Origin of the sequence: Citreicoccus inhibens (assembly GCF_019039035.1) — a bacterium.
Classification (GTDB): Bacteria; Myxococcota; Myxococcia; order Myxococcales; family Myxococcaceae; genus Citreicoccus; species Citreicoccus inhibens.
Genome location: NZ_JAHNZT010000039.1, coordinates 18769 through 41023, shown reverse-complemented (window position 1 = coordinate 41023; position 22255 = coordinate 18769). Strand labels below are relative to the sequence as shown.

The 22255-nt window shown below is 69.0% G+C and carries 22 protein-coding genes; 11 read left to right on the top strand and 11 right to left on the bottom strand.

Annotated elements, in window-relative coordinates; genetic code table 11:
- Window positions 1-31: 31 nt before the first annotated feature.
- Together KRR26_RS30910 and KRR26_RS30905 are read right to left on the bottom strand one after the other, a co-directional pair.
- Window positions 32-1249 (bottom strand): aminotransferase-like domain-containing protein, encoded by a 1218-nt coding sequence (locus KRR26_RS30910; RefSeq protein WP_120207196.1) that lies wholly within the window; start codon window positions 1247-1249, stop codon window positions 32-34.
- 3 nt (window positions 1250-1252) lie between these two features.
- Complete coding sequence (locus KRR26_RS30905; RefSeq protein WP_120207198.1) at window positions 1253-1723, bottom strand: Lrp/AsnC family transcriptional regulator; 471 nt, start codon at window positions 1721-1723, stop codon at window positions 1253-1255.
- 249 nt (window positions 1724-1972) lie between these two features.
- On the opposite strand from KRR26_RS30905, the gene KRR26_RS30900 reads away from it, so the two are divergent.
- Complete coding sequence (locus KRR26_RS30900) at window positions 1973-2971, top strand: methyltransferase domain-containing protein (RefSeq protein WP_158611508.1); 999 nt, start codon at window positions 1973-1975, stop codon at window positions 2969-2971.
- A gap of 1 nt (window position 2972) precedes the next feature.
- Here the strand turns inward: KRR26_RS30900 and KRR26_RS30895 are convergent, their stop codons facing one another.
- The 3 genes from KRR26_RS30895 to KRR26_RS30885 form a co-directional block, all read right to left on the bottom strand.
- The gene (locus KRR26_RS30895) at window positions 2973-3605 is read right to left on the bottom strand and encodes a GNAT family N-acetyltransferase (protein WP_120207202.1); all 633 of its coding nucleotides are present in this window, start codon (window positions 3603-3605) and stop codon (window positions 2973-2975) included.
- Window positions 3606-3644: 39 nt separating this feature from the next.
- Entirely contained in the window at window positions 3645-4112 is a 468-nt protein-coding gene (locus KRR26_RS30890) for an ester cyclase (protein WP_120207204.1), read from the bottom strand.
- A 108-nt stretch (window positions 4113-4220) separates the two neighbouring features.
- A complete protein-coding gene (locus KRR26_RS30885) occupies window positions 4221-4814 on the bottom strand; it encodes a TetR/AcrR family transcriptional regulator (RefSeq protein ID WP_120207206.1) in 594 nt (197 codons plus the stop codon).
- Window positions 4815-4923: 109 nt separating this feature from the next.
- Between KRR26_RS30885 and KRR26_RS30880 the strand changes: the two genes are divergently transcribed.
- Window positions 4924-5313: a DUF1304 domain-containing protein gene (locus KRR26_RS30880; protein WP_328707240.1), complete on the top strand. Its 390-nt coding sequence runs from the start codon at window positions 4924-4926 to the stop codon at window positions 5311-5313.
- A 9-nt stretch (window positions 5314-5322) separates the two neighbouring features.
- Here the strand turns inward: KRR26_RS30880 and KRR26_RS30875 are convergent, their stop codons facing one another.
- The 4 genes from KRR26_RS30875 to KRR26_RS30860 all read right to left on the bottom strand — a co-directional run bounded on the left by KRR26_RS30875 (window position 5323) and on the right by KRR26_RS30860 (window position 9425).
- Window positions 5323-6675, bottom strand: a complete 1353-nt coding sequence (locus KRR26_RS30875) for an MATE family efflux transporter (protein WP_217081560.1) — start codon at window positions 6673-6675, stop codon at window positions 5323-5325.
- Window positions 6672-7295 carry a DUF2239 family protein gene (locus tag KRR26_RS30870; protein ID WP_236069361.1) on the bottom strand — a complete coding sequence of 208 codons (624 nt, stop codon included), beginning with the start codon at window positions 7293-7295 and terminating at the stop codon, window positions 6672-6674. Before KRR26_RS30870 ends, KRR26_RS30875 begins: the two co-directional genes overlap by 4 nt.
- A 291-nt stretch (window positions 7296-7586) precedes the next feature.
- Window positions 7587-8408, bottom strand: coding sequence for an SDR family oxidoreductase (locus KRR26_RS30865; RefSeq protein ID WP_120207211.1), 822 nt, complete (start codon window positions 8406-8408; stop codon window positions 7587-7589).
- A 66-nt stretch (window positions 8409-8474) separates the two neighbouring features.
- The gene (locus tag KRR26_RS30860; protein ID WP_217081558.1) at window positions 8475-9425 is read right to left on the bottom strand and encodes a TraB/GumN family protein; all 951 of its coding nucleotides are present in this window, start codon (window positions 9423-9425) and stop codon (window positions 8475-8477) included.
- 244 nt (window positions 9426-9669) lie between these two features.
- On the opposite strand from KRR26_RS30860, the gene KRR26_RS30855 reads away from it, so the two are divergent.
- From KRR26_RS30855 to KRR26_RS30825, 7 genes are all read left to right on the top strand, one after another.
- A complete protein-coding gene (locus KRR26_RS30855; RefSeq protein ID WP_120207215.1) occupies window positions 9670-10365 on the top strand; it encodes a TetR/AcrR family transcriptional regulator in 696 nt (231 codons plus the stop codon).
- A gap of 8 nt (window positions 10366-10373) precedes the next feature.
- Window positions 10374-11369, top strand: coding sequence for a 3-oxoacyl-ACP synthase III family protein (locus tag KRR26_RS30850; protein ID WP_120207216.1), 996 nt, complete (start codon window positions 10374-10376; stop codon window positions 11367-11369).
- 37 nt (window positions 11370-11406) lie between these two features.
- A complete protein-coding gene (locus tag KRR26_RS30845; protein WP_217081557.1) occupies window positions 11407-12972 on the top strand; it encodes an acyl-CoA synthetase in 1566 nt (521 codons plus the stop codon).
- Entirely contained in the window at window positions 12969-14228 is a 1260-nt protein-coding gene (locus tag KRR26_RS30840) for an MFS transporter (RefSeq protein ID WP_120207220.1), read from the top strand. The genes KRR26_RS30845 and KRR26_RS30840 overlap by 4 nt, the downstream gene beginning before the upstream one ends.
- 60 nt (window positions 14229-14288) lie before the next feature.
- Window positions 14289-14906 (top strand): hypothetical protein, encoded by a 618-nt coding sequence (locus KRR26_RS30835; RefSeq protein WP_120207222.1) that lies wholly within the window; start codon window positions 14289-14291, stop codon window positions 14904-14906.
- Between the two features lie 126 nt (window positions 14907-15032).
- Window positions 15033-16679 carry a hypothetical protein gene (locus KRR26_RS30830; protein ID WP_236069360.1) on the top strand — a complete coding sequence of 549 codons (1647 nt, stop codon included), beginning with the start codon at window positions 15033-15035 and terminating at the stop codon, window positions 16677-16679.
- Window positions 16680-16681: 2 nt separating this feature from the next.
- Window positions 16682-17728 carry an alpha/beta fold hydrolase gene (locus KRR26_RS30825; protein ID WP_120207225.1) on the top strand — a complete coding sequence of 349 codons (1047 nt, stop codon included), beginning with the start codon at window positions 16682-16684 and terminating at the stop codon, window positions 17726-17728.
- A 55-nt stretch (window positions 17729-17783) separates the two neighbouring features.
- Here KRR26_RS30825 and KRR26_RS30820 read toward each other — a convergent pair whose 3' ends face one another.
- The gene (locus KRR26_RS30820; RefSeq protein WP_217081555.1) at window positions 17784-18803 is read right to left on the bottom strand and encodes an alpha/beta hydrolase family protein; all 1020 of its coding nucleotides are present in this window, start codon (window positions 18801-18803) and stop codon (window positions 17784-17786) included.
- A gap of 151 nt (window positions 18804-18954) precedes the next feature.
- Between KRR26_RS30820 and KRR26_RS30815 the strand changes: the two genes are divergently transcribed.
- Both KRR26_RS30815 and KRR26_RS30810 read left to right on the top strand, forming a co-directional pair.
- On the top strand, window positions 18955-19929 hold the full coding sequence (locus KRR26_RS30815) for a synaptic vesicle VAT-1 family membrane protein (RefSeq protein ID WP_321202779.1): 975 nt from the start codon (window positions 18955-18957) through the stop codon (window positions 19927-19929).
- A gap of 69 nt (window positions 19930-19998) precedes the next feature.
- A complete protein-coding gene (locus KRR26_RS30810) occupies window positions 19999-21513 on the top strand; it encodes an acyl-CoA synthetase (RefSeq protein WP_120207228.1) in 1515 nt (504 codons plus the stop codon).
- A gap of 99 nt (window positions 21514-21612) precedes the next feature.
- On the opposite strand, the gene KRR26_RS30805 is transcribed toward KRR26_RS30810, so the two are convergent.
- Window positions 21613-22233, bottom strand: a complete 621-nt coding sequence (locus KRR26_RS30805; RefSeq protein WP_217081554.1) for a hypothetical protein — start codon at window positions 22231-22233, stop codon at window positions 21613-21615.
- Window positions 22234-22255 lie beyond the last annotated feature (22 nt).

The following is a 22255-nucleotide window of genomic DNA, read 5'->3' as shown; positions in this document are numbered from 1 at the left end:
CGTTGTGGGGCCGGAGGGAAACCCCAGGGGCCTAGCGGGCCTCGGCGATGACGGCGCCCAGGCGGCGCATGCCCTCGGCGATGAACTCGGGCGAGCGGTTGGAGTAGTTGAGGCGCATGAACTCCGTGCGCGGCTCCGCGGCGAAGAAGGGCGCGCCGGGGACGAAGGCGACCTTCTGCTCCAGGGCCTTGGGCAGCAGCGCGGCGGCGTCCAGCCCGCGCGGCAGCTCCACCCACAGGAACATGCCGCCCTCGGGGCGCGTCCAGCGCGTGCCCGCGGGCATGTGGTGCTCCAGCGCGGTCATCATCGCGGTGGCGCGCTCGCCGTAGACGGGGCGTAGGGCGCTCAGGTGCCCGGCGTAGTCAAAGCGCGTGAGCAGCCGCGCGGTGGCGCGCTGCGCGAGCGTGGCCGTGTGCAGGTCCGTGGCCTGCTTGGCGATGGTGAGCCCCTTGAGGATGTCGCGCGGGCCCGTCACCCAGCCCAGCCGCAGGCCCGGGGCCAGCGTCTTGGAGAAGGTGCCCAGCGAGACGACCACGCCCTGGTCATCCAACGAGAAGAGCGACGGGAGGTGCTCGCCGCGGAAGCGCAGCTCGCCGTACGGGTCGTCCTCGAGGATGGTGAAGCGGTGCTCCTGCGCCAGCCGCACCAGCGCCTTGCGGCGCTCCAGCGACAGCGTGGTGCCGGAGGGGTTCTGGAAGTTGGGGATGAGGTAGACGAGCTTCGGGCGCCGCTCGCGCACCATGCGCTCCAGGTCGTCCGTGCGCATGCCGTGCTCATCGCTGTTCACGGTGGCGAACTCCACCTCGTAGCCGCCGAACGTCTGGAGCGCGGCCAGGTAGCTGGGGTTCTCCACCATCACCACGTCGCCGGGATCCAACAGGACCTTGGCGACCAGGTCGATGCCCTGCTGCGAGCCGCTCGTCATCAGCACCTGGTCCGGATGCGGCGCGCGACCGCGCCGGCCGAGGTCGGCGGCGATCCACTCGCGCAGGGGCGCGAAGCCCTCGGTGGTGCTGTACTGGAGCGCCGCGCGGCCCTCGGTGGCGAACGTCTCCGCGTGCGCCTGGGCAATGGCCTCCAGCGGGAAGAGCTCGGGGGCGGGCAGGCCGCCCGCGAAGGAGAGGATGTCCGGGCGCTCGGCGACCTTGAGGATCTCGCGCACCGCGGAGGTCTTCATCCGCGACATGCGCTGGGCCAGCCGGATGCCCGGCACAGGGGGGAGGGATGCGCTCATACCGTCCGCACTCATGGTTCAGGCTCCTTTCAGCTGCTCGGGAAGGACGCGCACATGCGTGTCCTCTTTGAGGGTCGACAAGACGATGGTGGTGTTTGTCCGGGTGACGCCGGGGATGGTGCGAAGGGTCTCCACGAGGAGCGTGTCCAGCGTCCGCGTGTTCGCCGTCTTCACCTTGAGGATGTACGAGTCCTGCCCCGCCACCCGATGCGCCTCGAGCACGTCGGGCAGCGCGAGCACCTTCTTCGCGAAGCCCTCGAAGTGCTTCGGGTGCTCGATGCTCACCCCGATGAACGCGGTGATGTCCTTGCCCAGCTTCGTCGCGTCCACGCGCGCCGTGTAGCCGGTGATGACCCCGCGCTCCTCCAGCTTGCGGATCCGCTCCGCCACCGCTGGCTGCGACAACCCGACGCTGCGAGACAGCTCCAGCTGCGTGGCGCGGCCGTCACGCTGGAGTTGGTCCACGATGCGATAGTCGAGTTCGTCCATGAGATGAACCTTATTTTTATAGGCGCTTCTCTCGATGGACAGTGAATTTATATGCCCCTTGCCTGGAAGGCAAGCCCGTTTGCATTCAAACGAATAGTGCCACAGATGCGGACGGGGCGCTCCAGGGATTTGGGCGAGGGCGTGCGCACGGCGCCGCGGCGGTCAGGCGACACATGGCCTGTTCACGGATGGGCAGCCACCCTCGCGAGCCCTTCCGCCAGGCAGTCGTCGGCCCTACGTGTCGCGGCCATGTTCGACCTGGTGGATGTCCCGATGAAGGTGTTGGTGGAGCTCAAGGATCGCCTCGTGCGGATGCCCGGGCTTCGCAACGCCTATGACAAGGCGCTCAATGCCCGCGAGTTCGCCGACTATTACGAGCACGACCGGATGCTGGCGGACCGGGTGCGGATGACGGCCTACCAGAGGGCCATCACCGAGCACGTCATGCCGGGGCAGACGGTGCTGGACCTGGGGACGGGCAACGGAGTGCTCGCCCTGTTGTGCGCCGCCCAAGGCGCCGAGGTCCACGCGGTGGACCACTCGCCCATCATCGCCGCGGCGCAGTCGGTGGCGGAGGCGAACGGACTGGCCCGGCGCATCCACTTCCACCGCATGCACAGCCAGCGGTTGGTGCTGCCCCAGAAGGTGGACGTCATCATCCACGAGCAGTTGGGGGACGCGCTCTTCAACGAGCGGCTGGTGGAGAACCTGATGGACGCGCGGGCGCGGCTGCTCAAGCCGAAGGGGCGCATCCTGCCCGCGCGCTTCCAGCTCTTCGTCGAGCCCGTCTGCCTGCGGCCCGAGTTCCGCACGCCCTTCCTCTGGACGCAGAAGGTGGGGCCGGTGGACTTCTCCAGCCTGCGCTCGCGGTACACGTCGCTGCCGCCCTCGTACTTCCGCAAGCTCATCCGGCAGAACGAGGTGGAGGCGCTCCTCTGCAAGCCTGCCCCCGTGCTGTCGGTGGACCTGGACACCTTGGACGCCGAGCAGCTTCCGACCTCGCTCTCCTACCGCCGCGAGGTCCGGCTGGGCGGGATGCTGGACGGGTTCGTCGTGTACTTCCGCGCCGCGTTCGATGAGCACAACGCGTTCGACACCGGACCGGGCTCGCCGCGCACGCACTGGGGGATGATGCTGCTGCGCGTGGAGCCTCAGACGGTGCGGGCCGGCGACCTGCTCACCCTCCAGCTCTCCGTGCCGCGGCTGGAGGATGTGAACGGCTGGCGTTGGCGGGTGGCCGCGACCTGACTCAGTCGATGCGACGGCCCAGCAGGTCGAAGGCCTCGATGGGCAGATGGTGCGCGGGCTCCTTCGCGTACTCGGTGTCGAGCAGCGTGAAGCACAGGATGTCGCCGCGCTTGTGGTGGGGCGCGAGCTGACGGTCGCGCAGGCGTCCCTCCAGGGTGAAGCCCAGGCGGTGGGCCACCCCGGCGCTCTGCGTGTTGGCCACATCGCAGGTGAGGTCCATGCGGGTCGCCTGGTCGAACACGAAGGCGACCTTCATCATCGCCCGCGCCATCTCCACGGCGTAGCCCTGTCCCACCGCGTCGCGTCGCAGCCAGTACGACAGCTCCAGCGCGCGGATGCCGGCGCGGCGCAGCACGCCCGTCTCGCCCAGGAGCTTGCCCGTGGTCGGGTCGAAGGCGCCGTAGAAGCGGTCCTGGTCCAGGTCGAAGCTCCCTCGGTACCGACGCAGGATGGCGGCGTGCGCGTCCAGCGTCAGGCGTCCCTCGGGGGGCGGGGGGAACAGGTGGTCCAGGTGGGTGCCGCTGGAGTCGAAGGCCTCCTTGCGCGCCTCCGCGTCCGAGGGAGACACGCAGCGCAGGAGCAGGCGAGGGGTGCGGAGCTGGTACGGAGTCGGGCGAACGGCAGGGGAGGTCATGGATCCGTTTCTAGCCGAGACGCCCTCGCGCGGCGCGGCTCAGTGTCGGGCCTCGGGGCGTGGCTCGGAGGCCGTGGGCGCGGGGGCCTCGGGCGCGCGCAGCAGGCCGAGCTGCCGCATGAGGCTCATCGCGTCGAAGTATGTGCGCCCGCCGGTGACCTTGCCGTCTCGGAAGAAGTAGACGTCCACCAGCCGCATCTCCACGCGGCGCTGCGTGGGGGCGATGGGGCCCTGGGGGCTGCTGAGCGGCCCCTGGTGCGTGCCCCGCCCGATGATCTCCGCCACCACGCAGTCGCCCTGGGCCACCATCTGGGTGACCTCGACCTGACCGTCCGGGAAGGCGGTGGCCCAGCCCTGGAAGTCCTCGATGACGCCCAGCGATTCGCCCGAGGGCACGCGGACGATGCGCGCGTCAGGGGAGGCCCGCGCGCCCACGCGCTTCACGTCCTTCTCGTTGAAGGCCTGGTAGATGTCTCGGAGGATGGCGGCGTTGTCGATGGTGGCCATGGCGGTCCCTCGTCGTGGGAGAAGCAGGAGTTCTCCCCTTGAGGTCGGCTCGGCGGGCGAGGGCCGCAAGGTCTGGCTCTCCCGTTCACCCGTCCGGGCGGCGGCCGGTCAGGCCCAGGCGTCGACCTCCGCGAGTGTGGCCTGGCACAGCGCGAGCGCCGCTTTCAGGTCGATGCGCGTGGTGACCAGGATGGCCGTGACGGCGCCAACCAGGAGCTGGCCGCGGCGCTCCCGCGTGGCTCGGGCCGCGTCCGTCCCCGCGCCGCGCGGCGGGGTGAGGGCATGGAGGAACGCCGCCAGCAGGCGCGCTCGGTACGTGCGCCCGACCTCACGGGCCGCGGCGTCCCGCACCGCCAGCTCGCTGGTCGTCTGCAGGATGAGGCAGCCGCGCCCGACGCCCAGGTTGAGCTGGCGCGACAGCAGTCCGGCGAGGGTCCGGAAGTAGCCCACGACGTCCTGGTGCGTGGCGCCCGGCGCCTCGAGCGGCGTGATGAGCGGCGCGATGACGTGCCGCAGGTAGTGCTCGACGGCGGCATCATAGAGGCCGCGCTTGCTGCCGAACGCTTGATAGAGGCTGGAGCGCCCCAGCCCCGTGGCCTCCTCCAGGTCCGCCAGCGACGTCGCCTCGTAGCCGCGCTCCCAGAAGAGGTCCCGCGCCGCGCGAACGGCCTCATCCGTATTGAAGGTGCGCGTGCGCGCCATGCTCGCTCCTTGCCCGCTCCTGTTGACGGGACCGTACCGGATGCTCCATGGTCCCGGTAAACTGTATCGACCGGTACACATACACTTTCGCCACCCTGGAGATTCCGCCGTGTCCGTCCTTCTCGCCGTGTCCCTGGTCGCGACGGGGCTTGCCGCCCTGCTTCACATCCTGTTCTTCGTGTTCGAGAGCGTGCTGTGGCGGAAGCCCGCGACGTGGAAGCGCTTTGGCATCGCCTCTCAGGCGGATGCCGACACGCTGAGCCGCATGGCCTACAACCAGGGCTTCTACAACCTCTTCCTCGCGGTGGGCGCGCTGGTGGGCGTGGGCGCGGTGCTCGCGGGGGCGGTGGTTCAGGGGCGCACGCTGGTGCTCTTCTCCATGGCCGTCATGGTGGGCGCGGGGGCCGTGCTGTTGAGCAGCGACCGCCGGTTCCTGCGCGCGGCGATGATGCAGGCGGGGCCTCCCGCCATCGCCATCATCGCCGCGCTGCTCGGCTGACCGCGTCGCTCAGACGAGCCGCTGGATGGCGCGCCGGCTCCACACCATCCGGTAGTACGTGGCCTGCAGGATGAGCATGGTGGCGAAGGCCACCGGATACGCCATCCAGATGCCGTTGAGGCCCATGCGCCCGCTGAGCACGTAGGCGACGGGGATCTCGACGGCGAGGATGGCGAAGATGGAGATGGCGGTCGGGGCCAGCACCGTGCCGCTGGCGCGCATCATGCCGGAGAACACGCCGGCCAGTCCGAAGACGACGGAGCTCCACAGGACGATGTGCAGCAGGCCCACCGCCATCTCGACCACCTCCGGGTTGGTGATGAAGAACCCGACGAGGGTGCGCGCGCCGAGCGAGGTCAGCGCCACGAGTCCACCGGTGATGACCAGGTTGAGCAGGACGCCCGTGCGGGTGATGCCCCCCAGCCGGTCCACGTGGCCGCCGCCAATGGCCTGGGCGCCGAACACGGAGACGGTGATGGTGATGGAGATGGCCGGGAACTGCACGTAGCTCAGCACCTGGGTGACCGCGCCGTAGGCCGCCGTGGCGTCCGAGCCGAAGCGGTTGACCAGCGACAGCACGGCCAGCTCCGACAGCGAGAGCACGATCATCTGCACGCCGCTGGGCACGCCGATGCGCAGCACCGTCTTGAGGATGTTCCAGTCGATCCACATGTGGCGCGCGAGGGTGGCGTCCGGCGCCAGCGGGTGCTTGCGCCGGCGCATGTAGAACGCGAGCCAGACCACCGTCACGAACGCGCTGATGATGGAGGCATACGCGCCCGCGCGGACGCCCAGCATGGGCAGTCCGGCCCAGCCGCGGATGAGCGCCGGCGTCACGAGCAGGCCAATCACCGTCGCCAGGATGAGCGCGAGCAGGGGCGTCACGGTGTCCCCCACGCCGCGCATCATCGCGGTGAGGAGCAGGAACGTGAACATGGCGGGCATGGACAGCAACATCACCCGCGCGTAGGCCGTGGCGTCAGGGAGGATGTTGGCGGGCGTGCCCAGCGACGTCAGCAGCACTTGCGTGAACGTGCCGCCGAAGAGCGCCACCACGAAGCCCGCCATCAAGGTGACGGACAGCGCCGTGCCCGCGATGGCCTTGACCCGCTCGGGGTTGCGCGCGCCGTAGGCCTGGCCGATGAGCACCGAGGCGCCCGCGCCCAGCCCGATGATGAACGAGATGAAGAAGAACAGGACCGGGAAGAACGCCGTCACCGCGGCGAGCGCCTGCACCCCGAGCATCTGGCCCAGATAGACGTTGTTCAGGGTTCCCGAGAGGGACTGCAGGACGTTGCTCAACATCAAGGGGCCGAGGAAGGCGAGGAACGTCTTCCACGTGGGGGGCGACGAGGGCGTCACGTTGGGGTCTCCGAGGGCGCGGTGGTCTGGAAGGCAGGGGCCGCGAGCTTGCGGGCGTGCACCTGGATGTCTTCGGGCCAGGTGTGGATGAGGGAGTCGAAGCGCTGAGGGTTGCTGGCGAAGAGGGCTCGGGTGGCCTCCTCGAAGCCCACGAGGTTGCCGGCCAGGGCCTGCATGAAGCGGTAGGTGGCCTCCTGCGCCTGGCGGATCCGATCCTTGCCCGCGTGGGTGCGCCGGGCCTCCTCCACCAGCTTGCGGAGGGTGACGGAGGCGCCGCCGGGCTGGCTGCTCAGCCATTCCCAGTGGCGGGGGAGCAGGGTGACCTCACGGGCCACCACGCCCAGCTTCGGGCGGCCGGGGCCCCGGGGCGTCTCCGGCCGGGGTTCCGGGGCGGGCCGCGCGCCGAACCGCTCGGTCAGGCGCCTGGCCACCTCGTCGGCCTCGCCGCGGAAGTCCACGTCGATGGCCTCGCCGGTCGTCTCGTCGAAGATGAGGACCGGGGCCTGCTCCCCCTGGTCGAGGACCTCTTTCGTCCTCAGCGCCACGCGCAGCAGGTCGCCCGAGGCGATGCGGCGAGGCCCGGCGAAGGCCGTGCAATCAGGGAAGGGAGGTGCGTCCATGTGGGTGGGGTGCCTCATGTTCGTCCGGCTCGCAGTATTTACCCGGATAAAATCCCCCGGGCAATAAAATCCGGGTGAAATGTCTCAGGCAGTGGAAGGGCGGCGGGGGCGGACGACGTGGGGCCTGCGGCCTGACGGCGCGTCAGCGACCTGATGGGGAGGCTGGCGCGGTGGGGGAGGGCCTGCGGCTCCTCGCTCGGGGACGGCGGTGCGGCGAGTGCGCGCTCACGAGGCCCGCCCAGCAGTCGCTTCCGGGAGGGGCCTCGCGCGCGGCGGTTCAGCGCTGGCGGCTCAGATGAAGTAGTCGGGGAGCAGCTCGGCGCCGGGGACCATCTGGTACTTGTCGAACTGGGTGACGCCCACGCCGCGCAGGACGTCCTCGTCGATGCAGAAGTTGCCGGTGAACTCGCGGCTGGGCTTGGTGAGGATGGCGTAGGCGGCGTCCGCCATGATCTCCGGGCTGCGGCAGCCGCGGAGGGTCTCGTCGCCGCCGAGCAGGTTCTGCACGGCGGCGGTCGCGATGACGGTGCGCGGCCAGATGGCGTTGACCGCGATGCCGTCGGACTTGAGCTCATCCGCCATGCCGAGCACGCACATGCTCATGCCGAACTTGGCCATGGTGTACGCGACGTGAGGCCCGAACCAGCGGGGCTCCATGTTGAGCGGCGGCGAGTTGTTGAGGATGTGCGGATTGCTGGAGCGCTTGAGGTGCGGGATGCACGCCTGCGAGCAGACGAACGTGCCGCGCGTGTTGATGCCGTGCATGAGGTCATAGCGCTTCATGGGCGTCTCCAGCGTGCCCGTGAGGCTGATGGCGCTCGCGTTGTTCACGAGGATGTCGATGCCGCCGAACGTCTCCACCGTCCTGGCCACGGCGGCGGCCACGGCCTGCTCGTCACGGATGTCCACGGCGCAGGGCAGGGCCTTGCCTCCCGCCTGCTCGATCTCCTCGGCCGCCGTGTAGATGGTGCCGGGCAGCTTCGGGTGCGGCTCGGTCGTCTTGGCGATGATGGCGATGTTGGCGCCGTCACGTGCCGCGCGCAGCGCGATGGCCTTGCCGATGCCCCGGCTGGCGCCGGTGATGAAGAGGGTCTTTCCTTTGAGGCTCGTCACGCTGAAGGCTCCTGGGAGGTCGCGAAGGAGCCTTCATAGCGCGCCCACCGCCCTCGCGGCAGCTCGTCAGTCGCGCCCGAGCTGGCGCACCTCGTAGCCTTGCGCCTTGAGCAGGGCGGGGATGCCTCGCGGCCCCACCACGTGGCCCGCGCCCACCACGACGAAGTGCGTGCGCGGCTGCTCGCGCAGCAGTCCATCCAGGCGGTGCGCCATGCGCTCGTTGCGCTTGAAGTACACCTCTTCGTAGACGGGCTGGTACTTCGGATCCGCGGACGAGGGGAAGATCATCGCGGCCAGCCCCGCCGCGTCGCCTTCGTTCCACAGGCCCATCATCTTCTCGAAGTACGCGGTGGTCTGCTCCTCGTCGTTCTGCAACTGCTCGCGCAGCATCAGGTCCTGTAGCGGCTCGGGCACTCCGGCGAGGAGCATGAGCTGCTGCTCGGCGGTCTCCAGCGGGATGATGTCCTTGCCGCGCAGCCCCGAGTCCGACGCGGCGTGCGCCCGCTTCAAGAAGGTCTGGTCCACGCCCTTGTTCCCGTCATAGCCCGCGCGCATCAGCCCCACCATGGTGAGCGTGAGGGACACGAGCCACGGCCGCATGGGCTCCAGGGTCGAGCGAGGGATGCCCACGCGCAAGAGCGCGGGGACGAGCAGCGCGTTCGTCTCGGGCTCGATGTGCTCGGACAAGCGCTGGCCGCGCGGCAGCATGCCGTGGCGCTGAACGAGCTGCTGCATCTCGGTCTTGTCGATCGCGGTGCTGTCCAACTCCACCACGAGCGTGTCCGCGCGTGAGAAGGCGCTCTCCATGGAGCCAGGCAGCTCGAGCTGTCCGTCCTTGGCGACGTGGACGGAGCCGACCACGTAGGCGGTGGCGCCGCTGGGGCCTCTCACCTCCCACAGCATGGCCCGCTGCTTGGGTTCGGGCGCGGAGTCCGGCACGGCGCGAGGCGCGGTGGCGCAGCCCACGCCGAGCAGCACGGAGAGCAGCAGGAGCTTCAGGGGAAACGGACGCTTCATCGTGACGGGACTCCCAGGGACGAGGCGCGCATCGAACCACCGAGCGCCCCGAGGCGTCGAGTGACGCGCACGGATGCGCGAGGAGCCCCACGCCGCGGAGCATCGGGTCGTGACGTCGCGGCCACGCTTGCACGCGACTCACCGTGAGTCGCTGACGCCCCGCGTTGGTGTGAATCCTTGACGCGGAAGGTCATCGTCTGTCTTTTGACAAGGCTGTCAAACGAATGCTACCGGTAGGTGAAACATGAATCGGCCTTCAACTTCCCAGGAGCGGGTTCCCGTCACGCCGCGAGGTCAGCGGACGCGGCAGAAGCTGCTCAAGGCCGCCGAGTCGGTCTTTGGTGAGAAGGGCTACGAGCGTGCGTCCATCGCGGACATCACGCGCAAGGGTGGAGTCGCGCTCGGGACGTTCTACGTGTACTTCCCGGACAAGCAGTCCATCTTCGTCGAGGTGGTGGACGAGCTGGGCGCGCGGCTGCGGCGGCTCATCGCGGAGTCCACCGTGGCCTGCGACAATCGGATGGACACCGAGCGCGAGGGCCTGCGCGCGTTCTTCCAGTTCGCGCGCCAGCACCCGAACCTCTACCGCGTGGTGCGCCAGGCGGAGTTCGTGGATGAGGCCTGCTACCGCCGCTACTACGACCGCTTCGCCAAGGGCTACGTGCGCGGCCTCACGCGCGCCATGGAGGACGGCGAGGTGAGGCAGATGGACGCCGAGGCCCTGGCGTACTGCCTGATGGGCATTGGCGACTTCCTGGGGATGCGGTGGGTGATGTGGGAGGAGGACCCGGGCCTGGAGCGCGTGCTCGACACGGCCATGACCCTCATCCGCCACGGCCTCCAGGCTCGCGTCGAGAAGTCTCCGCCGAAGAAGAAGCAGACGTTGAAGAACACCTTGCGTCCCGCCGCCCGCCGACCCGCGCGCGGCGCCCGGAGCTGAACCCTCTCATGCGATACGCGCAGATCCTCTCCACTGGTCGCTACGTCCCCGAGAAGCTCATCACCAACGCGGACGTCGAGAAGATTCTCGGCGAGCCGGTGGACGAGTGGCTCCAGCAGAACGTGGGCATCAAGGAGCGCCGCCACATGGCGGACGACCAGGCGACCAGCGACCTGTGCGTGGCCGCCGCGCGCCAGGCCATGGAGCGCGCCGGTGTCACCGCGAGCGACCTGGACCTCATCATCGTCTCCACGGACACGCCGGACTATCTGAGCCCCGGCACCGCGTCCGTGGTGCAGGCGAAGCTGGGCGCGGCCAACGCGGGCACGTATGACATCAACGCGGCGTGCGCCGGCTGGGTGACGGCGCTCGACGTGGGCTCCAAGACGATCGCCGCGGACGACAGCTACCGCCGCATCCTCGTGGTGGGCGCCTACGGGATGAGCCGCTACATCAACTGGAAGGACAAGAAGACCTGCACCCTGTTCGCGGATGGCGCGGGCGCGGTGGTGCTGGGCGCGGGCACCACGCCCGGCTTCCTGGGCGCCAGGCTGTTGGCCAACGGCGAGTACCACGACGCGCTCGGCATCTACACGGGCGGCACGCACCGCCCGGCCACCGCCGAGTCGCTGGCGCTCACCGGCGGCAAGCCCGCGGTGCAGTTCGTCCGCAAGTTCCCCGCGACCTTCAATACCGAGCGCTGGCCCATGCTGTTGGACCAACTCCTCAAGCGCGCGGACCAGTCGCTGGATGACGTGAAGCTGTTCGTCTTCACGCAGCTCAACCTGCGCACCATCGAGGCCACCATGAAGGCGATGCAGCAGCCCATGGCCAAGGCCCACTACACGATGGACAAGTGGGGCTACACGGGCTCGGCCTGCATCCCCATGACGCTCGATGACGCGGTCCTCCAGGGCAAGGTCCGGCGCGGCGACCTGGTGGCCTTCTGTGCCAGCGGCGGCGGACTCGCCATGGCCTCCGCGCTGTACCGCTGGACGGCCTGAGCCTTCGAGCACCCCCACCCGGAAGGAGCGGACGCGCATGTTCATCGGAGACTGGATGGGACGGGGCGCGCTCTACTGGCCGGAGCAGCTCGCCGTGGTGGATGTGGCCCGAGGCGACGCGGGCCGCTTCACCTACCGCGCCCTGAACGCGCGCTGTGAGGCCCTGGCCGCATGGCTGCGCGACGTGGCCGGCGTGAAGCGCGGCGACCGCGTGGGCCTGGTGGCGCACAACGGCGTGGAGTACCTGGACGCCTTCTTCGCCTGCGGGAAGCTGGGCGCCATCTTCGTGCCGTACAACTGGCGCCTGCACGCGGCCGAGCTCGCGGACCTGGTGCGCTCCGTCCGCCCGAGCGTGCTGCTCTTCGGCGACGACTTCCGAGACGCGGTGGCGCACGTGCGCGAGCACGTCGTCGGCGGGCCGCGGCTGGTGGCGCTGGAGTCCGTGGGCCTGCCGGGCGCGGATGCCTACGCGGCGGTGCTGGCGCACACCTCGGCGACGCCCGTGTCCAATCCCTCCGTGGACGCGGAGGACATCGTCTGTCTGCTGTTCACGGGCGGCACCACGGGGCGCTCCAAGGGCGCGCAGGTGTCCTACCGCATGGTGGCGTGGAACACGCTCAACACGCTGGTGCATGAGCTGCGTCCGGGCGACGTCACCCTCACGCACACGCCCATGTTCCACACGGGGGGGCTGCTCGTGTACTCGGTGCCGCTGCTCACCGTGGGCGGCACGGTGGTCATCATGCGGCGCTGGGAGCCGGAGGAGCTGCTCGCGCTCATCGCCCGCGAGAAGGTGACGTTCTTCTTCGCGGTGCCCACGCAGTATCAGCAGCTGCTGGACTCTCCGCGCTGGCGGAGCACGGATTTCTCCTCCGTGCGCTTCATGACCAGCGGAGGCGCGCCGCTGCCCGTTCCGCTGCTCCAGGCGTGGCAGGCCGTGCACGCGGTGCCCTTCAAGCAAGGCTTTGGGATGACCGAGTTCGGGCCCGGCATCTTCAGCATGGGGCCTGAGTTCGCGGTGTCGAAGGCGGGCTCGATTGGCCGGCCCAACTACTTCGTCGACGCGAAGCTGGTGGACGACCACGGCTCGACGGTGCCCGTGGGCGCGGTGGGCGAGCTGTGGCTGAAGGGGCCCTCGATGTGCTCGGGCTACTTCGAGGACGAGGCGGCCACGCGCGAGGCCATTGGCGCGGATGGGTGGCTGCGCACCGGAGACCTGGCGAGCCAGGACGCGGATGGGTTCTTCACCATCGCGGGTCGCAAGAAGGACATGTTCATCTCCGGTGGAGAGAACGTGTACCCGCTGGAGCTGGAGTCCGCGCTCTACGCGCACTCCGCCGTGCAGCAGTGCGCGGTCGTCGGCGTGCCCGACGCGAAGTGGGGTGAGGTGGGGCGCGCCTTCGTGGTGCTCAAGCCCGGGCAGGCCGCCTCGCCCGAGGCGCTGCTGGAGCACGTGCGGGGACGCGTGGCCCGCTTCAAGGTGCCCAAGCAGGTGGAGCTGGTCGAGCGCCTGCCGGTGTCCCCGGCCGGAAAGATTCTCAAGCGCGAGCTGCGCGAGGCGGCCATCGCCGCGGCAACCCGCGCGAAGCAGGAGTCCCCATGACGACGCAGAGCCCGGCGCAGATGCCCTGGTGGAAGGAGCCCACGAAGGGCCAGTGGATGTCCTTCCTGGCGGCGTGGATTGGCTGGATTCTCGACGCGTTCGACTTCACCATCTTCCTGCTCGTCATGCCGGCCATCGCCAAGGAGTTCGGCGCGACGATGACGGCGACGTCGCTCTCCATCACCCTCACGCTGCTGTTGCGATTGGTGGGCGGCGTGGTGGCGGGGTGGGCGTCGGACCGGTGGGGCCGCAAGCTGCCGTTGATGATCTCCGTGGTGTGGTTCGCCGCGTGTGACGGCGCGGTGGCGTTCTCGCACTCGTTCACCATGGTGTTGGTGCTGCGCACGCTGTTTGGCTTTGGCATGGGCGCGGAGTGGACGAGCGGCGCCACGCTCGCGATGGAGAACTGGCCGGAGCGCAGCCGAGGCATCGCGTCCGGCATCCTCCAGGGAAGCTGGGCGGTGGGTTACCTGCTCGCCACGGCGGTGGCCGCGGTGGTGGTGCCCCTGTGGGGCTGGCGCGCGCTCTTCCTGCTCGCCGCAGCGCCCGCGCTGATGGTGCTGCCCATCCGCTTCTGGGTGCCGGAGAGCCCGGACTGGAAGAAGGCGGCCGAGTCGAAGCAGCCGGAGCCTTCGTTGATGTCGCTGGTGCGCCAGGGCCTGGGCGTCCGGTTGGTCTGGGCCTCGGTGCTGCTCGGCTTCGGCTTCGTCTCGTACTACGGCTACACCAGCCTCTATCCCACGCTGCTCCAGAAGCAGTTGGGGATGACGCAGCAAGAGCTCGCGCCGCTCTTGTATCTGTTCAACATCGGGATGTTGGTGGGCGCCATCTTCTGCGGCAGCCTGGCGGCGCGGCGGGGCCCGGGGCTGGCGCTGGCGATCCCCGTGCTGGGGTCGCTGCCCTTCATCCCGCTGTATGTCGGCCTGGTGCCGTCCGCGCTGTGGCTGGGCGCGCTGGCGGGAGGCGTGCTGGGCGCGGGCATCACGGGGGTGACGCCCATGCTGCTCACGTCCATCTTCCCGGCCCACGTGCGGGGGCGCTGCGTGGGGCTGGTCTACCACGTGGGGGCCTTCCTCGCGGCGGGCGTACCCACCGCGATGGCCGCGCTCCACGAGAAGGCGAACCTGTCGCTGTCGGAGGTCATCGCCATCACGGCGGCGGGCGGCGGCGTGTTGATGCTCGGCGTGTACCTGCTGCGCCCGAAGGACGCGACCGGAAGCGCGGTGGAGTCGAGCCCCGCGCCGGCCATGCACTGAGTTTTGCGTCTGTGTTGTCACCCCCCGGCGCTGTCGCCGGAAGCTACGAGGAGCACTCACATGAAGAAGACGTTCTGGTCCGCGATGATGGTGTGCACGCTGGGGCTCGCCGGCTGTGGGGATGACAAGACCGAGACGCCGGTGGACACCAAGCCCAAGCTGGACACCCAGGCCAACATCCTGGCGTTCCTGGAGGGCAAGACGCTCGTGATGGAGGGCGCCAACATCCCCAGCCATCCCTTGTCGATTGACGAGGACATCGACTGGGGCTCGGCGACCCAGTGTTTCCAGAAGGTCTCCATCGGCGTGGGCGGTGGCAACTTCCACGTGACGAGCACGCCGGGCACCATTCGCAACTCCACGGGCGTGGGCAAGCCGGGCAGCACCTGTGACCACGACGCGCCGCAGAACGCGCTGACGTTCGACTCCAAGGCGGTCACGATCAGCAACATCGCCGCGGACGGGAGCTGTTTCGAGGTCCTGGTGGACTACGGCAGCTTCAAGCAGGAGGGCCGGGTCCGCTTCTCCGAGGACGCGAAGAAGCTCTCCATGGAGCTGTACTTCGAGACCAAGGCCACGGGTTGGCACTGCGCGGACGGCGCGGTGGGCGCGCAGAGCGTGAAGACGGCGGGCGTGGCCTTCAGCGGCAACGCCGTGCAGGTCTACGTCATCAACTAGTCGCGAGCAGACACGGGACCGGGGCGGGTGTCCCCGGTCCCTTCTCGAAGCCAGTGAGAGCGGCCCGGCGTGAGGGGCCAGGAGCGCCCCGCGCGCGGGGTCGAGGTGCGTATGTCGGGAGGGTGGTTGGGCGCAGCACGCAAGGGATTGCGCCGGAGCGCGGCCTGGGTGGCGCTCGGACTGGCGGGGCTGTCATGGCCCGCCGTGGCGCAGACCTCCACGGTGCCGGGGTTGTATTACGGCGACTGGTTGGATGCGAAGGACCGCGAGGAGGACGCGAAGCCTCGCGAGTTCGTCCTCATCAACTACTTCTTCACCCGGCTGTCGGTGACGAACAGCATCGGTGACCCCTCGGGCCTCAAGGGCGTGTCGCTGGGGCCCATCGGCTCATTGGCCGGCAGCGCGGTGCGCGTGGAGCCGGGGCGCTCGGCGTATTACGTCGAGCAGCGTTGGATCCCGGTCCTCGAGTACAGCCCGTCCTTCGTGGATGGGCTGGCGTCCTTCCGCGCGCAGTTCGAGGTGGACTACCTCTGGGGCCGCGCGGCCAATGCCTCGCAGCAGAACGAGGGCGGCGGCTTCAACGCCGACCAGGTCAACATCCAGACGAAGAACGTCAACGTCGCGCTGTACCCCACGCGCAACCCGGCGCGGCTGACGCTGCTCATCGGCACGCAGCCCGTCTATGACTCCATCTTCGACCCGACGCGCACGCCCCTCAACGACATCATCCGTACGGGTTACAAGCTGGCCTTCCTGGGCAGCGACGCCACGGGCCTGACGCTGTTCAGCAACTACAAGGGCCTGTCGAAGCTGAGCCTGCTGCCGCTGGGCAGCGCGCAGTCGGACAAGGCGGCCAAGGACGACCCTCGCCTCAAGTTCATCTACCTGCTCACCGCGGACTACGCGTACCCGGTGCAGCCCGGGACGAACGTGGGCCTGTCCTTCTGGTTCATGCGCGATGACACCAAGGGCGACGCGTATGCCTATGAAGGAATCGTCAAGAGCGGTCCCTCGTCCACGGGCCTGGGCGGGTTCGTGGGCACGCCGCGCTTCAACATCGAGCGGCCCACCGGCAGCGTCTTCTGGTTGGGCGCGAACTTCCACCACAACATCGACTTCCGCACCGGCCGCTTCGGAGCCTCGGGCTTCGTCATGTACAACGCGGGCAGCTACAAGAGCGCCCGCGAGGACACGACCTTCAACAAGAAGGTGGATATCTCCGGCCTGTCGGCCAACTTGGAGTTGCTCTACCAGTGGGGCCGTGGCCCTTCGGACGTGGTGACGCTGGAGGGCATGTTCACCACCGGCGACAGCAACCTGGATGACGACCGCTACACCGGCGCCTTCACGCTGAACCAGTACGGTCTGCCGGGCTCGGTGTGGTTCGACCACAAGATGCTCCTGCTGTTCCCCTTCACCAGCACCGTGAACAACTACACGGGCGCGGTGACGGACATCTCCAACCAGGGCTACGGCCTGCGCACCGGCATCGCGAGCGCCGCGTGGGACGTGGTTCCCAACAAGCTCAACCTCAAGCTGGCCACGGGCCTGGCCAACTCGGGCGCCACGCCGCCGCGCTGGGACCCGGGGGTGCGGCGCGGGCGCTTCATTGGCGCCGAGGTGAACGCGGAGCTCCGCTACACGATTCGCTATCTCATGACGGTGGGCCTGCACGCGGGCTACCTGTTCCGCGGCAGCTTCTATGACGGCTCCACCACGGTGAAGACGAACCCCTTCGCCGCCTTCACCACCTTCACCTGGTACGCGTTCTGACCATGAGCACCTCCCGCGCCCTCAAGGCCCTGCTGCTCGCGGCGGGGCTCGCCTCTGCATCCGGCTGCGTCCGCTCCTATGCGAGCGCCCCAGCCCTGTCGTTCCAGGACCTGGACTACTCGTCCGCGGAGACGAAGAAGCCCTGGCCCCTGAACCGCGTGGCCCTGCCGAAGACGGCGGCCACCTATGGCCTGTCCCGCGTGCCCGAGATGGCCTACGTGGACATGCCCGCCGCGCCCGGCGCGCGCACCGTGGTGCTCGTCCATGGCTTGGGCAGCTACCTGAAGTTCTGGCAGGCGCAGCTGGATGTGCTCAGCCAGGCGGGCTACCGCGTCATCGCGGTGGACCTGCCGGGCTTCGGCAAGTCAGACAAGCCCGGCACCTTCCCGTACACCATGGAGGCGATGGCGGACGCGGTGCGCGAGCTGACCCAGGGGCTGGGCATCGAGCACCCCATCCTGGTGGGGCACTCCATGGGCGGGCAGACGGTGCTGTCGTATGCCATTCGCTACCCGAGCGAGCCGGCGGCAGTGGTGCTGGTGTCGCCCGCAGGCTTCGAGAAGTTCACGCCGAAGGAGAAGGCGTGGTTCGCGCGCGTCATGAGCACGGAGTTCATCAAGACCGCGCCGGAGTACGCCATCTGGGGCAGCGTGCGACAGGCCAACTTCCAGCAGTGGCGGCCGGAGCTGGAGTGGCTCATCGAGGAGCGCGTGCGCCTCTCCAAGGCGCCCGAGTTCGACGCGTATGCCTATGCGAACGTCCGCTCGGTGTCGGGGCTCGCCCATGATGACTTCGTGCGCGACAACCTCCAGCACATCACCGCGCCCACGCTCATCCTCTTCGGCGAGAACGACCGGTTGATTCCCAACCCGTTCATGCACGGCGGCTTCTCACGAGACATCTTCGAGTATGGGCACGCGCACATCGCCGGCTCGAAGCTGGTGGGCTTCCCGGGGTGCGGACACATCCTCCAACTCGACTGCCCTGGCCCCTTCAACGCCGCGCTGACGTCGTTCCTTCAGGCGGTCCCCGCCGAGAAGCAGGAGTAGGGTGAGCGATGCATCCCGAGGCCGCGGCTTCGGGATGCACCCAGGCTCGTTGCGACTACGGGATGGTGTGGTTCTTGACCATGCTCAACTGGACGCTCCCGGTGAGGTCCTTGCTGTTGAAGTGGCCATACGGATACGCGGAATAGACCTTCTCACCGGTCTGCCCGGGGAGGCGTGAGGTGTAGCCGCCGTAGACGATGCCGCCGTAGCCGATGACCTCGTCCGCGGTGGAGTAGATGCTGTAGCGGTACGCCCCCTCGTAGCCGGACGTGGCGAGCAAGTCATTGAGGTACTCGGAGCGCCCGGTCACGAAGCCGAAGTAGAGGTAGCCCGGGTACAAGCCATTGGTGGAGCCGCACGTCGGGGTGCTGGGGCCCGTCTGGTAGCAGGAGGTGAGCCCGAGGTTCGCACCCGCGATACCGACGAAGGTATCCACCGACGACGTGAGCGGTGCGCCCACGTAGTAGTCGCCGCCGTCCGCCGCGTCGCGCGCCCAGCCGCCGAGGATGGCCTTGCGGGCCAGCGTCACGCCCATGGAGTGCGTGACGATGTCCACCTTGGTGGCGCCGGTGTATGCCTTCACCGCCTCGATGAACTTGCGGACCTTCATCACATTCGTCTTGGAATGGTATTGGTATGCGGACATGGCGGCGTTGGCCGGGCCCCAGGTCGTCGCATACAGCTCGCTCGTCTTGTAGCCATTGGCCAGGAAGTAATCGAGCGAGGCATTCCAGCCCGTCTGTCCCGCCGTGCCGGTGCCCACCGCCTTGTCCGAGTTGCCGTGAATGAAAATCACCGGCTGATTCACCACGGTATCGCTGGCGCTGGACTTGCCGCCATAGCTGCCGCCCGAGAGGTCGTCTCGGATGAGGTTGTAGGTGGGCTCGTAGCCATTGTCTGACAACCACTGGCGGAAGTGCGAGGTGAAGCCGGTGGTGGCGGTGAGCGCCGCCTGGGTCGCGCGCACATCACCTGTCTCTTGAGGGGTGAGAGGGGCGTCCGTCTCCGTGCCGCAGCCCGTCAGAGGGCCGAGCAGCAGGGCGCCAGCGAGGGGGAGCGAGTGTCGCAATCGCATGGTGTTGCTCCTTGATGTGGTGGGGGGGATCGCGCGCGGAACCCTTTGGAGTGTTCATCGAGCGCGTTGCGTAGTGTAGAGCGAGCCTATGCGCGCGCGAAAGGTCGTCATTCACAAAGCAGGCGGTCATGAGCGGCTGTTGATTGAACCCATGTCCGTGCCGGAACCCGGCGCGGGCGAGGTGGTCATCGCGACCGAGGCAGTGGGCGTGAACTACGCGGACTGTGTCGTCCGCATGGGTTTGTATGCCTCCGCCAGGGAATACGTGGGATGGCCCATCACCCCGGGCTTCGAGGTCGCCGGGACCGTGGCGGCGGTGGGCCGGGATGTAACGGATGTGTCACCCGGCATGCGTGTGTTCGGGGTGACGCGCTTCGATGGCTATGCCACGCATGTGCGCATCCCCAGACATCAGGTGTTCGCCCTGCCTGCGGGTTGGACGATGGCGCAGGCGGCGGGATTCCCGGCGGTGTTCCTCACGGCGTACTACGCGCTGTGGGAGCTGGCGCATCCGAAGCCGGGCGCGAATGTGCTGGTGCACTCGGCGGCGGGCGGGGTGGGCGGCGCGCTGCTCCAGATTGGGCGCATCGCTGGGTGCCGGATGGTGGGCGTGGTGGGCGGGCCGCACAAGGTGGCGGTCGCGCGCGAGCTGGGCGCGGAGGTCGTCATCGACAAGAGCCGCGAGGATTTGTGGGTGGTGGCGCAGCACGCCGCGCCGCGTGGATATGACGTGGTGTTGGATGCGAACGGTCCCTCCACGCTGCGCGAGAGCTACCGGCACCTCGCGTCCCCGGGGAAGTTGATCATCTACGGCTTCCACTCGATGTTGCCGCGTCAGGGCGGGCGGCCGAACTTCGCCAGGCTCGCCTGGGATTGGCTGCGCACGCCGCGGTTCAATCCGCTCGCGCTGACGAATGACAACACGAGCGTGCTCGCCTTCAACCTGTCGTACCTGTTCGAGTCGCGCGGCGTCTTGCAGGAGGCGATGACGCGCTTGCTCGGGTGGGTGGAGGCGGGGCGGCTGGTGGCGCCTCGGGTGACGACGTTCCCGCTCGACCAGGTGGCGGATGCGCACCGCGCGTTGGAGTCCGGCACCACGGTGGGCAAGCTGGTGTTGATACCGTGAGGCCACGCGACGCGGGCCGTCGTGAAAAGGCAATGTCACGCCGGCTCGGTTCGCTCTAGCCTCGGGCGCATGCCCATCGTCCATGACTGGTTGGCCCGCCGAGCACAGCTCGCGCCGGAGCGCACCGCGCTCATCGACGCGATTCACGGGGGACGTCGCATCTCCTGGCGCGCGTGGGATGCCACCGCGCATCGCACCGCGCTCCTGCTGCGGCAGCTGGGCGTGGAGCGCGGCTCGCGCGTGGCGGTGCTGGCGCACAACTGCGTGGAGTTCCTGGACCTGCTCTTCGCCTGCGCGAAGCTGGGGGCCATCCTCCAGCCGCTCAACTGGCGCTTGAGCGCCGTGGAGCTGCGGGCGTTGCTGGCGGACGCGGAGCCGTGGGTGCTTGTGTTTGGACCGGAGTTCCGCGCGCAGGTGGAGGCCGTGCGGCCCGAGGCGCCCAGCGTGCGGCACTGGGTGTCCTTGGGTGAGCCGGGCACGGGAGAGCTTCCGTTCTCCAGTCGGGACGGGGTACCGCAGGGTTTGTTGCCGGAGCTGTCGCTGGAGGCGGATGCGCCGTGGGTGCTCTGCTACACGGGGGGCAGCACGGGGTTGCCCAAGGCCGCCATCCTCACGCATGGCGCCATCACCGCCAATGCGGCGAACACCGTGGTGAGCTGGGGCCTCACGCCCGATGACGTGGCATTGCTCAACGCGCCGCTGTTCCACACCGGCGGGTTGAATGTCTTCACCACGCCGTTGGTGTACGCGGGCGGCGCGTCACGCGTGTGCCGAGGCTTCGATGTGGCGCAGGTGCTCGAGGCCATCCATGGGGGGGAGGTCAACCTCGTCTTCGGCGTGCCCACCATGTTCATCGAGATGCAGCGCCACGCGCGCTTCGATGCGGTGGATTTCTCGCGGGTGAAGCTGTTGATCAGCGGCGGCGCGCCGTGCCCCGCGCCCGTGTTCGAGCGCTTCTTCGCCCGCGGGGTGGCGTTCAAGACGGGCTATGGGCTCACGGAGGCCGGGCCCAACAACTTCTGGTTGCCGCCAGAGGACGCGCGCCGCAAGCCGGGCGCGGTGGGCGTGCCGCTCTTCCACGTCGAGGCGAGGCTGGATGGCGCGCTTCGCCCTGGTGACGTGGGGGAGCTGCTGTTGCGCGGGCCGCACCTGTGCGCGGGGTACTGGCGCCGTCCCGAGGAGACCGCGCGCACGTTCGTGGAGGGCTGGCTGCGCACGGGAGACCTGGCCACGCGTGATGAGGACGGCGCGTTTCGCATCGTCGGACGGAGCAAGGACCTCATCATCTCCGGCGGTGAGAACATCTATCCCGCCGAGGTGGAGAGCGTGCTCGCTGGCCATCCGGATGTCTCCGAGGTGGCGGTGATTGGCGTGCCCGATGCGCGCTGGGGGGAGACGCCGCGCGCGCTGGTCGTGCCGCGCGCGGGCGCCTCGCTGTCCGCGGAGGCGCTGCTGGCGTTCTGCGGCGGGCGGCTGGCTCGCTACAAGACGCCGCGCTCGGTGCGCTTCCTGGAGGCGCTGCCGCGCACGTCCGCGGGCAAGGTGGATCGCCGTGCGCTCAGCGCGGCACACGGCGAGGCTTGAGCTGTTTCTTGCGCGGCCGTGGCGCGGGCTTCTTGCGCGGGCGCGGCCGTGGCGCAGGCGGCGACTCTGGCGGCAGGAGCCAGAAGCAGGCCCAGAGCATCAGCGATTCTCCCGCATCCGCTCGCGCAGCTGGAGCAGGGCCTCGCGCTGCTGGGACACCAGCTCGCGGGCGCGGGGTTGCTGCTGCTCGCTCAGCACCTTCTCCGCCTCCAGATAGGCCTGCGTGTCGTTGTCCTCCATCTGCTGCCAGAGGGCCTCGGCCTCCTTCATGCGCGACTGACGGTCTCCGTCGTCGGAGCCACCGCGCGGGCCGCCCATGCCGCGACCTCCGCCCATGCCGCCCACGTGACTGCCGCCGACGTGGCCACCGCCCATTCCGCCGCCCATGCCTCCTCCCATGCGACCTCCGCCCGGTGGGCCAAAGCCACCGCCGCCGTGTCGGCCCTCGCTGTCCGCGCGCTTCGGGCGCAGGTCGCGGAGCTTGTCGCGCAAGGGGCCGTTCTTGTCCTGAAGCGCTCGCTCCAGGTCCTGCAGGCGAGGGACCTGTTCGTCGCTCAGTTGAAGCTCGGCGCGGTGGTCCAACAACAGCGCGAGGGATGAGCGGAAGGCGGGGCTGCTCCAGCGCTCGGCCTCGGGCGCGGGCTGCGCGGGGGGCGAGTGGGAACAAGCGAGCAGGGGAAGGGACAGCAAGAGCCAGGGAGGCAGCAGCGGGCGAGACATGCGGTTCCTCGTGACGCGAGCC